Here is a 13,132-nt window from a genome sequence, read left to right as displayed (position 1 = left end):
GAGGCCGCCGGGGGGTCAGGGGCGGCGGGCGCGCAGCAGGAGGTAGGCGGCCGAGGCGAGGGCGGCGGCCCGCAGGGTCCAGGGCCAGGTCTCGGCGACGGCCTGCCCCATGGCGTCGCCGCCGGCGGCCACCGCCTCGCCCCAGCGGCCCTCCACCCGGCCCCAGAGCCAGGCGACGCCGCCCGCCGCGGCGAGGCCGGGCAGCACGAACACGGCCGTCTTCACCTGGCCGGGGCTCAGCCGGCGGGAGCCGTACGCGATGAGCCAGCCGAGGGCCAGCGCGATCAGCCAGCCGAACGCGGCGCCGGCGATCAGCAGCACGGCGGCGAGCAGGAGGAAGGGGTGGGCGAAGCCGCGCGCCCGGACCGGCGCGGCCTCCTCCTCAGGGGCCGCCTCCGGGGGCTGCGCGTGCGGGCGGCGCCGGCGGCCGAGCAGCCATCCGGCGGCGCGGCGGACCCGGCTCCCGGGGGCGGTCTCCTCGCCGCCCTCCTCCTCCGCGGCCTCCGCCTCGGGCTCCGGCGGCCGGAAGAGCTCCGGGGCCTCGATGCCTCCGAAGAAACCGGGCACGCCCGGGTCCAGCGTCCCCGCCCCGCCGGAGAGGCCGAGCGCGTCCGGGTCCGGCGCCCCCGCCCCGGAGCCGGGGGCGTGCGGGTCGGCGGCCGGGTCGTCGGCCCACCAGCCGGAGGTGTCGGTGCCACCCGGACGGGGGTGCGGCACGGGGGCCGGGGGCGCGGGGGCGCCGGCGGCCTTCGAGGGCCCCTGGGAGGACTGACGGGACGGCTTGCGGGAGAGCCTGCGGGACGGCTTGCGGGAGTCGGACCACCAGGTGCCCGGGGCGGTACGGGACTCCTTGCGCGGCGTCTCCGGTCCGGGTGACGCCTGCGGTCCGGGTGACGCCTGCGGTCCGGGTGACGCCTGCGGTCCGGGTGACGCCTGCGGTCCGGGTGACGCCTGCGGTCCGGCCGCCGATGCCGAACCCGATGCCGAAACCGCCGCGGATGCCCCGGAAGCCGGTTCGGCCGAGGCCCTCGAGGCCGCCGACGCGGCCTTCCTGACGACCTCGTCGGGGGTGCCCAGGTCGCCGAGGATCCCCCGGACGGCCCTGGGGGACTCATCGCCGCGGGTGGCGCGCCGGCGGTCGATCTCGTCGCGGAGGCCGGCGACCAGCGCGGTCCGGTCGCCGGGCGGGAGGTGCCGCTGCTGGGCGAGGTCGCCGACCTCGCTCAGGTAGTCGAAGACCATCCGGTCGCTCTCGATGCCCACGCCGCCCCTCCACCGTCCGGCCGAACCCCGTCCCGGTCCTGACGGTAGCGCCATCGCAGCGGATAACGTGGGGCGGATGGGGATCGGCGAGCTGGACCGGGAGGCGCACGTGCCCGAGGGACGTCCGAAGGGGACCGCGGCGGGTCCGCGCACGCTGGCCGAGGCGCTGCGGGCGCGCGGCGACGACGGGCTCGCCGCGCTGCTGCGGGCCCGCCCCGACCTGCTGGGTCCGGTGCCGAACGATCTGACGCAGCTGGCCACCCGGGCCGGGACGCGGGCCTCGGTGGTGCGGGCCCTGGAGCGGCTCGACCGGTTCTCGCTCCAGGTGGCGGAGGCCCTGGCGGTGGCGCCCGACCCGGCCCCGTACCCCGTCCTGCTCGACCTGTTCACCGGCGGGAACGAGGAGCCGGAGATCGAGGCGGCGCTGCCGGGCGCGGTGGCGCGCCTGCGCGAGCAGGCGCTGGTGTGGGGCGAGGACGACCGGCTGCGGCTCGTGCGGACCGCGCGCGAGCTGCTCGCCCCGTCGCCGCAGCATCCGTCCCCCACGGGGCTCGGGCCGACGGTCGCGGAGGCGACGGCGGGGATGTCGCCGGGGCGGCTCCAGGAGATCGTGGCGGCGGCCGGACTGCCGTCGACGCACGACCCGGTGTCGGCGGTCGCCGCGCTGACCGGACTCTTCACGGACCGGGAGCGGATGGGGGCGCTGCTCGACACGGCGCCGCCGGAGGCGCTCGCCGTCCTCGACCGACTGGTGTGGGGGCCGCCGTACGGGGAGGTGACGTCGCGGCCGACGGCGCCGGTGAGCTGGCTGCGGGACCGCGGGCTGCTGCTGCCGGTGTCGCCGCGCACGATGGTGCTGCCCCGCGAGGTGGCGCTGCACCTGCGGGGCGGGCGGGCGCACCGGGCGCCGGAGCCGCGCGCGCCGGAGGTGGGGGTGGTCCGCGAGTACCGTCCCCAGGTTGTGGACAGTGCCGCCGCCGGGCAGGCGTACGCGGCCGTCGCCACGGTCGAGGAGCTGCTGAAGTCCTGGGACCACGGCGGCCCGGCGGTGCTGCGGGCCGGCGGGCTCGCGGTGCGGGACCTCAAGCGGACGGCGGCGGCGCTCGACGTGCCGGAGCACGTGGCGGCGTTCTGGCTGGAGCTGGCGTACGGGGCGGGGCTGCTGGCCTCGGACGGCGAGGCGGACGAGCGGTACGCGCCGACGCCCGCCTACGACGACTGGCTCGACCAGCCGCCGGCGGAACGCTGGGCGCGGCTGGTCGGCGCCTGGCTGGCGGCGACCCGCACCCCGGGGCTCGTCGGCGGCCAGGACGCGAAGGGCCGCACGCTGTCCGCGCTCGGCCCCGACCTGGACCGGGCGGCGGCGCCGGAGGTACGTCACCGGGTCCTCGCGCTCCTGGCGACCCTGCCGCCGGGCGCGGCGGCCGACCCGGAGTCCCTGCTGACCCGCCTCCGCTGGGAACGGCCGACGCGCGGTACGACGACGGCGAGGAGCACACCCGCTCCCCCCGCGGCCGTGCCCGCGACCGGCGCGGCCTCGGGCACGGGTGGGAGTGCGGGCACGGGTGCGGGTGCGGAGCCGGGCGCGGCCGGGCCCTGGGCGTCGGAGGCGGCCGCCGGGCGCGGCGCCGGCGCCGCGCGTCCCGCCGCCGACCTGCGGGAACGGCTCGCGCGCTGGGCCCTCGGGGACGCCGAACTGCTCGGCGTCACAGGGCGCGGCGCGCTGTCCACGCCCGCGCGGGCACTGCTCAACCTGCCGCTCGGGAAGGCCGCGGAGCCCTCGGCGGCGGGCGGCGGGGTGGAACCGGAGGTGGCGGCCGAGCGCGCGGCGGAACTCCTCGAACCGCTCCTGCCGCAGGCCGTCGACCACGTGCTCCTCCAGGCCGACCTGACGGCGGTCGCCCCCGGCCCGCTGCAGCGGCCGCTGGCCGACGCGCTCGCGGTCCTGGCGGACGTGGAGTCGAAGGGTGGCGCGACGGTCTACCGGTTCACGCCCGGTTCGGTGCGACGCGCGCTCGACACCGGCCGCACCGCCTCCGACCTGCACGCCTTCCTCGCCGCGCACGCGCGCACCCCGGTGCCGCAGCCCCTGGCGTACCTCATCGACGACGTGGCGCGGCGGCACGGGCACCTGCGGATCGGCGCGGCCTCCGCGTACGTGCGCTGCGACGACGACGCGCTGCTCGGCGAGATCCTCGCGGACCGCCGCTCGGCCCCCCTGCGCCTGCGCCGCCTGGCGCCGACGGTGCTGGCCGCCCAGACGGACCCGGCCTCGCTCCTCGACGGCCTGCGGTCCCTGGGGTACGCCCCGGCGGCGGAGTCGGCGGAGGGCGACGTCATGATCACCCGCGCGGACGCCCACCGCACCCCGCCGCGCACGCCCCCGGCGCCCGTCCCCGACGGCCCGCCGGCCCCCGACGCCACCCTGCTGAAGGCCGCGGTCCGCGCGATCCGGGCCGGCGACCACGCCGCCACGGCCGTCCGCAAGGAGCCCTCGGCCCCCGTCACCACCGGCGGTCTCCCCCGCACCTCGGCCGCGGAGACCCTGGCGACCGTGCAGGCGGCCGCGATGACCGGCTCGGCGGTCTGGATCGGCTACGTCAACGCCGAGGGCGCCGCCAGCCAGCGCGTCATCGCCCCCGTCCGCGTCGAGGGCGGCTTCGTCACCGGCTACGACCACACGGCCGACGAGGTCCGCACCTACCCCCTGCACCGCATCACGGGCGTCGCGGAACTGGCGGACGAGGAGGCCTGAGGCCGTCAGGAACGGACGTTGCCGGTGAGGAGCATGACGAAGAAGACCATCCACGCGAACTGCGCCAGCAGCAGGGGATAGGCCGCCGCCAGGGCACACCCGGCGGCCGCGAGCCGGACGCGCGTCCGCCGCCGCCGCGCGGTCCGGGCGAGGAACCATCCCGGTGCGACGACCGCGAGGGGCAGGAGGAACCCGGCGGCCAGACAGACGGGAAGGGCCTCGAACAGGCCTCCCGCCACCGCCGCCCCCCACGACACCACGGGCGCGACCGACGTCCCCACCAGCGGCGGCCCCCACCAGCGGGGATCGACCGCCTCACCGGCGGAGGCGGCCGAGACGGAGACGGCGGCGGGCGCGGAGGCGACGGAGGCGGAAACGGCGGGGGACGCGGAGGCGGCGGTGGGTGCGGGGGTGGTGCGCGGCTTCATGTCCCCATCACACCGGCCCGGCCCCGCCCGCCCCACCGCACGCCTACTCATCCCGCGCGACCGCCCGTACTCAGACCGGGGAGTCCACCCGGCGGCGAGGTAGACTTGTACGTTTCCCTCGCCGCGACCTGCCTGCGGAGGTATGTGTGTCCTGCCTGATCGTCCAGAGCGACAAGACGCTGCTCCTGGAGGTCGACCACGAGCTCGCCGACGCGTGCCGGCGGGCGATCGCGCCGTTCGCCGAGCTGGAGCGGGCGCCCGAGCACATCCACACGTACCGGGTGACGCCGCTCGGGCTGTGGAACGCGCGGGCCGCCGGACACGACGCCGAGCAGGTCGTGGACGCGCTGGTCGAGTACTCCCGGTACCCCGTGCCGCACGCGCTGCTCGTCGACATCGCCGAGACCATGGACCGGTACGGCCGGCTCACGCTCACCAAGCACCCCGCGCACGGCCTGGTGCTGACCACGACCGACCGGCCGGTCCTCGAGGAGATCCTCCGGTCGAAGCGGGTGCAGCCGCTGGTCGGGGCTCGGATCGACCCCGACACGGTGGTCGTGCACCCCTCCGAGCGCGGCCAGATCAAGCAGACCCTGCTGAAGCTGGGCTGGCCCGCCGAGGACCTCGCCGGGTACGTCGACGGCGAGGCGCACCCCATCGAGCTCGCCGAGGACGGCTGGAGCCTGCGGCCGTACCAGCAGCACGCCGTCGAGGGCTTCTGGCACGGCGGCAGCGGGGTCGTGGTGCTGCCCTGCGGCGCCGGCAAGACGCTGGTCGGCGCCGGCGCGATGGCCAGGGCCAAGGCGACGACGCTGATCCTCGTCACCAACACCGTCTCCGCGCGGCAGTGGAAGAACGAGCTGGTGAAGCGGACCACCCTGACCGAGGACGAGGTCGGCGAGTACAGCGGGACGAAGAAGGAGATCCGGCCCGTCACCATCGCCACGTACCAGGTCCTCACCACCAAGCGGAAGGGCGTCTACCCGCACCTGGAGCTCTTCGACTCCCGCGACTGGGGCCTGATCGTCTACGACGAGGTGCACCTGCTGCCCGCGCCGGTCTTCAAGTTCACCGCCGACCTCCAGGCCCGGCGCCGGCTCGGCCTGACCGCGACGCTGGTGCGCGAGGACGGCAAGGAGGCGGACGTCTTCTCGCTGATCGGCCCGAAGCGGTTCGACGCGCCGTGGAAGGAGATCGAGGCGCAGGGGTACATCGCGCCCGCCGACTGCGTCGAGGTCCGGGTCAACCTCACCGAGTCGGAGCGGCTCGCCTACGCGACGGCCGAGGCGGAGGAGAAGTACCGCTTCTGCGCGACGACCGCGACGAAGCGGCGGGTGACGGAGGCGCTGGTGAAGAAGTTCGCCGGGCAGCAGATCCTCGTCATCGGCCAGTACATCGACCAGCTCGACGAGCTCGGCGCGCACCTCGACGCGCCCGTCATCAAGGGCGAGACGACGAACAAGGAGCGGGAGCGGCTCTTCGACGCCTTCCGCAACGGCGAGATCAACGTCCTCGTCGTGTCGAAGGTCGCGAACTTCTCCATCGACCTGCCCGAGGCGACCGTCGCCATCCAGGTGTCCGGCACCTTCGGCTCCCGCCAGGAGGAGGCCCAGCGCCTCGGCCGCGTGCTCCGCCCCAAGGCGGACGGCCACCAGGCGCACTTCTACTCGGTCGTCGCCCGCGACACCATCGACCAGGACTTCGCCGCCCACCGGCAGCGGTTCCTGGCGGAGCAGGGGTACGCGTATCGGATCGTCGACGCGGACGAGCTGCTGGCGCCGTAGCCCGGCCGGGCCCGGCCCGTCCGTCCCCCGGTCCGTCAGTCCAGCAGGGCCAGGACCGGGCCCGCGAGGGCCAGGACGTACTGGGCGGTGACGAGGGCGCGGCGGGGCACGACGAGGGCCGCCACGCCCGCCGCGGCGGCGAGGCCCACGGCCCAGAAGCCGGCCGTGACGAAGCCGCCGCCGACGCCGTCGCCGGAGATCGCGTCGTCGAGGGTGACCGCCATGGCCGCCACCGCGCAGACCGCGACGAGCAGCAGGCCGAAGGCCGCGAAGGCGCGGAGCGCCAGCGGGCTCGGGGCGTACGGGTCGGGGGCGGGGCGCGGTGTCGTCATGGCCCCATCCCAGCACCGCGCCGTGCCGCCGTCAGGGGTGCGGGTACTCAGCCGGCGCCGGACGCGTACTCAGTCCCGGTCCGGGTCCCGCGGGTGGGCGGGGGCGGAGATGCCGACGCCCGCGTCAGGCCCGGTCCCGCGGGTGCGCGCGAGGTGGGGGTTCTCGGCGCCCGCGTCAGGCCCGTGTCTCGCGGGTGCGCGCCGGACGGGGGTTTCCGACGCCCGCGTCAGGCCCGGTCCCGCAGGTGCGCGGGGCGGGGGTTGCGGACGCCGGCGCCCTCCGGGCCCAGGTCGCCGAGGAGGGCGACGCCGACGGCGGCGGAGCCGAAGGCCCGGGCCGCGCGGAGGGCCGTGGCCGCGAGGCGGCCGGGCCGGGGACGGGGGACGGTGGTCACGAGGGTGAAGGTCGTCGCGCTCATGACTCCATTCTGGAATCCGGACATTCCCCGCACATCGCCCTGGGGACGGAACCCGGCTCACCCTTACGGCGGACCCCGCCCCCTACGGGAAACCGATTCGCCCGGGCCCCCGGTCCGGCGTTAGACTCACCGGCTTCCCCGCCTCCCGTCCGCGTACGGAGAGCGCCGCCGTCCGGTCGGAAACCGGCGGCCACATCGACGTGCCCGTGTGTCCGTGATCCGTGTACCGACCGGAGGCTTCACCGTGTCCGCTGCCGTGCCCACCGACGATCCGCTCGTACGCGAGCGGGCCCACCTCTCGTCCTCCCGTGCCGCCCTGCGCGCGATGCGCGAGGAGGTCGAGGCGCTGGACATCAAGGACGTCACCGCGAACTGGGTGAACTCGATCGTCCTGGAACGGCAGATCGAGGACCGCATCAAGGCGCTCGCCGACCTCTCCCACACCCCGCTCTTCTTCGGCCGGCTCGACTACCTGCCGCCCACCCAGCAGGGGCAGCGCTTCTACATCGGCCGCCGGCACGTCCACGACGCGCACGGCGACCCCATGGTCATCGACTGGCGCGCGCCGGTCTCGCAGCCGTACTACCAGGCGTCGAAGAAGGACCCGCAGGACGTCGGGCTCCGCCGCCGCTTCGGGTACACGGGCGGCGAGCTCACCGCGTACGAGGACGAGCACCTCTCCGACCCGACCGAGCTGGCCCGCACCAGCCGGCTGCTCCAGGCCGAGATCGAGCGGCCGCGCGTCGGCCCCATGCGGGACATCGTGGCGACGATCCAGCCCGAGCAGGACGAGATCGTCCGCGCCGACCTGTCCGGCACGCTGTGCGTGCAGGGCGGCCCCGGGACCGGGAAGACGGCCGTCGGCCTCCACCGCGTCGCGTACCTCCTGTACGCGCACCGGGAGCGGCTCGCCCGCACCGGCACCCTCGTCATCGGGCCGAACCGGTCCTTCCTCCAGTACATCGAGCAGGTGCTGCCCGCGCTCGGCGAGCTGGAGGTGAAGCAGGCGACCGTCGACGACCTCGTCGCGCACGTGGAGGTGCGGGGCACGGACGAGGCGCCGACCGCGGTCGTCAAGGGCGACGCCCGGATGGCGGAGGTGCTGCGGCGGGCGGTCTGGTCGCACGTCACCCTGCCGACGGAACCCCTCATGGTGGTCCGCGGCTCCCGGCGCTGGCGCGTCCCCGCGTACGAACTGGAAGAGATCGTGCGGGAGTTGACCGCCCGCGACATCCGCTACGGGGCCGCGAGGGAGGCGCTGCCGCAGCGCGTCGCGCACACCGTCCTCGTACGGATGGAGCAGGCCGGCGAGGCGCCCGACGATCGGGTGCAGAACGCGGTCGCGCGGAACCCGGCGGTGAAGGCGATGGTCAAGGAGTGCTGGCCGGCCGTCGACCCGGCGAAGCTGGTGCTCCGGCTGCTCGGCGACGCGGAGTTCCTCGCGGAGCACGCGGAAGGGGTGCTGAGCGAGGAGGAGCAGAAACTGCTGCTGTGGGCGAAGCCCGCGCGGAGCGTGAAGACCGCGAAGTGGTCGGCGGCGGACGCGGTGCTGATCGACGAGGCGACGGACCTCGTCGAGCGGACGCACTCGCTCGGGCACGTGGTCCTCGACGAGGCGCAGGACCTGTCGCCGATGCAGTACCGAGCGGTGGGGCGGCGCTGCACGACCGGTTCGGCGACCGTCCTCGGCGACCTGGCGCAGGGCACCACGCCGTGGGCCACGGCGAGTTGGGAGCAGGCGCTGACGCACCTCGGCAAGCCGGGGTCACGCGTCGAGGAGCTGACGGCGGGCTTCCGCGTCCCCACCGACGTCATCGCCTACGCCTCCCGGCTCCTCCCGCACATGGCGCCCGGCCTGGCGCCGGTGGAGTCCGTCCGGGACAACCCGGGCGACTTCGAGATCCGCGAGGTGGCGGCGCCGTCCGACGCGGCGGTCGTCGCGGCGTGCGTGGACGCGCTCGCGCACGAGGGCTCCATCGGCCTGATCGCCGCGGACGCGCGGATCGCACCGCTGGCGGAGGCGCTGGGGGCGGCGGGCCTCGCGTACCTCTCCCCCGGCGAGGAGACGACCGCCGAGTCCCGCCTCACCCTCGTCCCCGCCTCGCTCGCGAAGGGCCTGGAGTACGACTACGTGGTCCTCGACGAGCCCGCGGCGGTCGTCTCCGGCGAACCCGACGAACGCACCGGGCTCCGCCGCCTGTACGTCGCCCTCACCCGAGCCGTCTCCGGCCTGACCCTCGTCCACGCGGCCCCCCTGCCGCCCCAGCTGAACCCGTAACGCCCCCGCCGTCCCTGTGGGCAGGCGTCCCTGGCGGAACGTATGCCCACGACGAAACGGCGGCGAGCCGCGCGGGCGGGGTCAGTCCGTCGTGATGCCGCGTGCGGCGAAGGTGTTCGCCGCGTCGGGGGCCGCGAGGACGCCGTCCTCCACGAACGTGACCTCGCGGAGGTTCGGCAGCAGATCGAGGTCGTCGAGCGACCGCACGTCGAAGAGGTCGTCCTCGCCGTCCCACGCCGGCGCGCAGTGCCGGAAGACCTCCGTCCCCGCGTCGAAGCACAGCTCCTCGACCGTGGCGAGCAGCTCCGCCGGGATCTCCAGCGCCTCGAAGTACTCCCGGGACTCCGGCAGCACCTCCTCGTGGAGGCCGTTCTCCAGGACGTAGGAGGCGGGGTCGGTGATGCCCCGCTCGGCCATCCGGGCGTTCAGGTCGTAGACCGGGCGGAGCGTCCCCGCCTGGTACATGAGCTCCTCGATGACGAGCAGCTTGAGGTTGAAGTCATGGAACCGGGTCATGGGGTCATGGGTACCACGCCGCTCCGACAGCCCCGCCGGGGGTGTCAGCCGCCGACGGGCCGGACGAAGGACTCGCGGACCTCCGCGGCCAGTTCCTCGATCTCGGCCCGGCCCATGTGCTCGGCGACGAAGCCCACGGAGCCGAGGCTCCCCTTGTCGGCCCACAGGCACACGGCCTGGCGGAGCCCCTGGGCGTCGACGACGCGGGCGCACCGCGTCCAGCCGCCGCGGGCCCCGGGCTCGGCGGCCCAGTCCTCGCGGACGTCGGCCGTGTCCCGCAGGGCGCCGAGCATGCCGGCGGCGCCGCCCACGTCCCGGGCCCTGACCTGGTGGAAGTCGCCGACGGCCGCGTAGACGACGAGCCGGCCGCCGTCCTCGGGGCCGGACTCGAAGCCGTACATCCGGAAGACCGAGTCCTCGACTCCGTCCTCCGGCCGAGGCCCGCGGGGGCCTCCGAGTTCGTCGCCGGCCAGGCCGCGGAACTCGGCGTGGGCGACCAGCTCGTAGCGCGGGTACGCGGTGTAGGTGCCGTACGCCGTCCCGCAGACGAGCAGCAGGAGGGCCGCCCCGGCTCCGGCGTAGAGGCCTTCACGGCGGGTGAGGCGCGGGACGGGCGGCAGCTCGGGTGCCACGGCACCGCCGCCTTCTCCCGGTTCGCCCCCGGGTACGGGCTCCGCCAGCCGCGCCGCGGCGCGGTCGCGCGCGGTCTTCAGCAGCCTGCGGAGGGCGAGGAACGGCAGTTCGGAGAGGAGCCCGACGGCCGTGGCCACGCCCAGCGGGATCCCGGGGAGGACGGTGAGGCGCAGGATCACCAGGAGGGTGACGGCCGCGCCGACGGCGAGGCGGTACGGGAGGCCCCGGCGCAGCAGGAAGCGGGCCCCGGTCCGGCCCGGGGCGGCGAGGGCGGCGGTCGTCTCGGCGAGGACGGCGAGCCGCCGGTCGTACGGGGCGGCGGCGGCCCACCGGGCGGCCTGGGCGACCGCCGCCTCGGGCGTGGGCTCCCGGGCGAAGGCGAGGGCCGCGTCGAAGGACTGCGTCCGGCGCATCGAGACGGCGTCCCTGGCGTCGGCGGAGACGGAGTTCCCGGCCGCCTCGGCGGCGCGCAACTCCGCCGAGTCCGGGGCGAGTTCACGGAGCCGATCGAGGGCCCGCCCGCCTCGTGCGCGTCGGCCGGGGTGGTCGAACCCGTCGGACCGGGCGCAGAGTTCGGCGTATCCGGCGAGCAGTGCGATGTCGTCGGGGAAGGCGTCGAGGGCGTCACGGAAGACGCGTTCGGCGGCGGCGTCGTGGTCGTCGTCGTCCTCCGCCATGTGCGCGCGGGCGAGCGCGAGGCAGAGGCCGGCGTCGGGCCCGTGCGCGTCGAGCGCGTCCCGGGCGATCCCGCGCGCCTCGGCCGGGCGGCCGGCGGCGACGAGCGCTTCGGCGCGCGTACGGATGTCGTTCAAAGGTCCCACCCCTGGTGTTCGCGGGCGGGCGAACCCCGGCCGCGAGCGTCACCCTCACCCGGTCCGGAACCTCTGTCAACCATCGATCAACCCGTCTGACCTGCTATTTCCCTCTCATCGGGGAACAACCGGACGGGATCGTGACGCGGCCGTCACCCGAATTCGCGGAGGGCCTCGGTCCAGGCCCTGCGGGCGACGGCGGCCAGGACGGGGTTCGGGGTGGGAGCGGTGCCGGACCCGCCCAGGTCGCCGTAGTAGTGGTCGGTGACGATCCCCCAGCACAACGCCCAACCGCGCCCGCGCGCCCAGGTGGCGTCGTCGACGGCGGAGGCGGCGCGGAAGAGGGGGCGGGTGGCGGGGGTGAGGAGGGTCCAGGCGGGGAGGAGGTCGGCGGCGGGGTCGCCGACACCGAGACCGCCGAAGTCGATGACGGCGCTGAGCCGCCCGTCGCGGGTGAGGAGGTTGCCGGGCAGCAGGTCACCGTGGAGCCAGACCGGCTCCCGGTCCCACGCGGGCAGGCCCAGGACCTGCTTCCAGGCGTCGAGCGCCCGGCGCTCGTCGAGCAGCCCGGCGGCGGCGAGCGCGGCGACAGCGGGCGCGAAGGCGCCCTCCTCCCACTCGGTGACGGCCCCGCCTCGGAAGGACCGGGGCCCGCCGGTGGCGTCGACGGCCCGCAGAGCCACCCCGAAGCGCCCCAACTCCTCGGCGGCGTGGGCGAGGTCGAGGACGGGCGAGGCCCAGGCGTCGGCACCGTCCAGCCACGCGTACACGCCCCACGCCCTCCCGTACCCCTCCCCGGGCACGCCTGCCCCGACGGGCACCGGCACGGGCAGCGGCAGCGCGGGCGCGAGCCGGGGCAGCCAGCGCTGCTCCTTCTCGGCCTGCCCCGCCGCCCACTCCGCCTTCGGCAGCCGTACGACGAGCTCGTCACCGAGCCGGAACATCGCGTTGTCCGTCCCGGCCGACGCCACCCGCCGCACCTCCAGACCGACCCACTGCGGGAACTGGGCCCGGACGAGCTTCCGTACGAGTTCTTCGTCTGTTCCGTCCGCCATGCCGGGAGGCTAACGGCCGAGGCCGATGGCTCGCACCGGATTTGACTGCCGCTCAGACCTTCTTGGCGTCCAGGTGAAGGGCGCCACTCACGCAGCCGTCCCCACATCGGAGGAGGTGTCGCCGGTGAGCTTGGCCCGCCTGGCGGCGACGGCTTCCGGATCGGCGGTGCCGTGGTTCTTGTCGAAGTCGGCGATCAGCTCGTCCAGGTCGTCCCGCTCGATCTGTCGTTGCGCGGCCTTCTCCAGGTACGCGGACACGCCCCGCTTCCCGACGCGCTCGCGGATCGCCTGCAGAGTGCCGGCGGTCAGGGTGACGGAGGGGCCGCTGGTGGGGCCGTCGCCAGGCGCGAAGCCGGTGCCGTCGTCAGCCATGCCACGAGCATGCCCTTTCAAATGGAGCCGCGCATCCGGCGGTGCGTGACGGGGTGCGGCGTGTGGTCGAGGAGTACGAGGCCAAGGGGACGCCCGAGGCGGTCGTGGCCCGGGACGCGGACAAGCTGGAGTGCCTGGTGCAGGCGGTGGAGTACCGCGCGCAGGGGAACACACTCGTCCAGGACTGGATCGACACGTCGCTGGAGAGCCTGAAGACGGCGTCCGCGCGCGAACTCGCCGCAGCCGCGCTGACGATGTCCCCGCTGGAATGGCGGCGGACTTTTCTGGGCTGAGCCCCGGCCGGGGCGCGGCCCACCACGCCCCGGCGGTGCTCGACGCCCTGTAAAGAACGACGGGAAGAAACCAACCAACCCACCCCCTCCGTCCCCCAACTGGGCTGCTCACACGATCGGGTGACGGAATGTCCGGAACTCGGACGGGTGCGGTACGGTCGGCCGTGACAGCCGCATATGCACATCGGCCCC

At 75.6% G+C, this 13,132-nt stretch carries 12 protein-coding genes; 4 read left to right on the top strand and 8 right to left on the bottom strand.

All coding sequences use genetic code 11. From position 1 onward, the window contains the following. Window positions 1-15: 15 nt before the first annotated feature. Entirely contained in the window at window positions 16-1,263 is a 1,248-nt protein-coding gene (locus ACFZCF_RS29230; protein ID WP_391289921.1) for a hypothetical protein, read from the bottom strand. A 76-nt stretch (window positions 1,264-1,339) separates the two neighbouring features. Between ACFZCF_RS29230 and ACFZCF_RS29225 the strand changes: the two genes are divergently transcribed. Continuing rightward, window positions 1,340-4,018 (top strand): helicase-associated domain-containing protein, encoded by a 2,679-nt coding sequence (locus ACFZCF_RS29225; protein ID WP_388438422.1) that lies wholly within the window; start codon window positions 1,340-1,342, stop codon window positions 4,016-4,018. A gap of 5 nt (window positions 4,019-4,023) precedes the next feature. Here ACFZCF_RS29225 and ACFZCF_RS29220 read toward each other — a convergent pair whose 3' ends face one another. Beyond that, window positions 4,024-4,446, bottom strand: coding sequence for a hypothetical protein (locus ACFZCF_RS29220; protein WP_388438425.1), 423 nt, complete (start codon window positions 4,444-4,446; stop codon window positions 4,024-4,026). Between the two features lie 146 nt (window positions 4,447-4,592). Here ACFZCF_RS29220 and ACFZCF_RS29215 point away from each other — a divergent pair, with 146 nt between their 5' ends. Next, on the top strand, window positions 4,593-6,230 hold the full coding sequence (locus tag ACFZCF_RS29215; protein ID WP_388438428.1) for a DNA repair helicase XPB: 1,638 nt from the start codon (window positions 4,593-4,595) through the stop codon (window positions 6,228-6,230). 35 nt (window positions 6,231-6,265) lie between these two features. Here the strand turns inward: ACFZCF_RS29215 and ACFZCF_RS29210 are convergent, their stop codons facing one another. Both ACFZCF_RS29210 and ACFZCF_RS29205 read right to left on the bottom strand, forming a co-directional pair. Beyond that, complete coding sequence (locus tag ACFZCF_RS29210) at window positions 6,266-6,562, bottom strand: hypothetical protein (protein WP_388438431.1); 297 nt, start codon at window positions 6,560-6,562, stop codon at window positions 6,266-6,268. Window positions 6,563-6,789: 227 nt separating this feature from the next. Beyond that, window positions 6,790-6,981, bottom strand: a complete 192-nt coding sequence (locus tag ACFZCF_RS29205; RefSeq protein WP_391289917.1) for a hypothetical protein — start codon at window positions 6,979-6,981, stop codon at window positions 6,790-6,792. Window positions 6,982-7,225: 244 nt separating this feature from the next. On the opposite strand from ACFZCF_RS29205, the gene ACFZCF_RS29200 reads away from it, so the two are divergent. Continuing rightward, window positions 7,226-9,259 carry a UvrD-helicase domain-containing protein gene (locus ACFZCF_RS29200; protein ID WP_391289915.1) on the top strand — a complete coding sequence of 678 codons (2,034 nt, stop codon included), beginning with the start codon at window positions 7,226-7,228 and terminating at the stop codon, window positions 9,257-9,259. Between the two features lie 81 nt (window positions 9,260-9,340). Here ACFZCF_RS29200 and ACFZCF_RS29195 read toward each other — a convergent pair whose 3' ends face one another. From ACFZCF_RS29195 to ACFZCF_RS29180, 4 genes are all read right to left on the bottom strand, one after another. Beyond that, window positions 9,341-9,775 (bottom strand): DUF6892 domain-containing protein, encoded by a 435-nt coding sequence (locus tag ACFZCF_RS29195; protein ID WP_388438440.1) that lies wholly within the window; start codon window positions 9,773-9,775, stop codon window positions 9,341-9,343. Window positions 9,776-9,819: 44 nt separating this feature from the next. Next, a complete protein-coding gene (locus ACFZCF_RS29190; RefSeq protein ID WP_391289913.1) occupies window positions 9,820-11,220 on the bottom strand; it encodes a hypothetical protein in 1,401 nt (466 codons plus the stop codon). Between the two features lie 152 nt (window positions 11,221-11,372). Then, window positions 11,373-12,275 (bottom strand): phosphotransferase, encoded by a 903-nt coding sequence (locus ACFZCF_RS29185; RefSeq protein ID WP_391289910.1) that lies wholly within the window; start codon window positions 12,273-12,275, stop codon window positions 11,373-11,375. Between the two features lie 87 nt (window positions 12,276-12,362). Continuing rightward, window positions 12,363-12,647 carry a hypothetical protein gene (locus tag ACFZCF_RS29180; RefSeq protein WP_391289908.1) on the bottom strand — a complete coding sequence of 95 codons (285 nt, stop codon included), beginning with the start codon at window positions 12,645-12,647 and terminating at the stop codon, window positions 12,363-12,365. Between the two features lie 41 nt (window positions 12,648-12,688). Between ACFZCF_RS29180 and ACFZCF_RS29175 the strand changes: the two genes are divergently transcribed. Continuing rightward, window positions 12,689-12,940 (top strand): HD domain-containing protein, encoded by a 252-nt coding sequence (locus ACFZCF_RS29175; RefSeq protein WP_391289906.1) that lies wholly within the window; start codon window positions 12,689-12,691, stop codon window positions 12,938-12,940. Window positions 12,941-13,132 lie beyond the last annotated feature (192 nt).

Source organism: Streptomyces sp. NPDC007945 (assembly GCF_042958885.1).
In the GTDB taxonomy this organism is placed as follows: domain Bacteria; phylum Actinomycetota; class Actinomycetes; order Streptomycetales; family Streptomycetaceae; genus Streptomyces.
Note: the sequence above shows the minus strand (reverse complement) of the source record. Positions and strands in the feature narration are given on the sequence as shown.

Bases quoted from the DNA above. Each gene is read 5' to 3' on its own strand.
- ACFZCF_RS29180 (WP_391289908.1), bottom strand. From the start codon at position 12,647: ATGGCTGACGACGGCACCGGCTTCGCGCCTGGCGACGGCCCCACCAGC.
- ACFZCF_RS29225 (WP_388438422.1), top strand. From the start codon at position 1,340: ATGGGGATCGGCGAGCTGGACCGGGAGGCGCACGTGCCCGAGGGACGT.
- ACFZCF_RS29185 (WP_391289910.1), bottom strand. From the start codon at position 12,275: ATGGCGGACGGAACAGACGAAGAACTCGTACGGAAGCTCGTCCGGGCC.
- ACFZCF_RS29220 (WP_388438425.1), bottom strand. From the start codon at position 4,446: ATGAAGCCGCGCACCACCCCCGCACCCACCGCCGCCTCCGCGTCCCCC.
- ACFZCF_RS29205 (WP_391289917.1), bottom strand. From the start codon at position 6,981: ATGAGCGCGACGACCTTCACCCTCGTGACCACCGTCCCCCGTCCCCGG.
- ACFZCF_RS29195 (WP_388438440.1), bottom strand. From the start codon at position 9,775: ATGACCCGGTTCCATGACTTCAACCTCAAGCTGCTCGTCATCGAGGAG.
- ACFZCF_RS29210 (WP_388438431.1), bottom strand. From the start codon at position 6,562: ATGACGACACCGCGCCCCGCCCCCGACCCGTACGCCCCGAGCCCGCTG.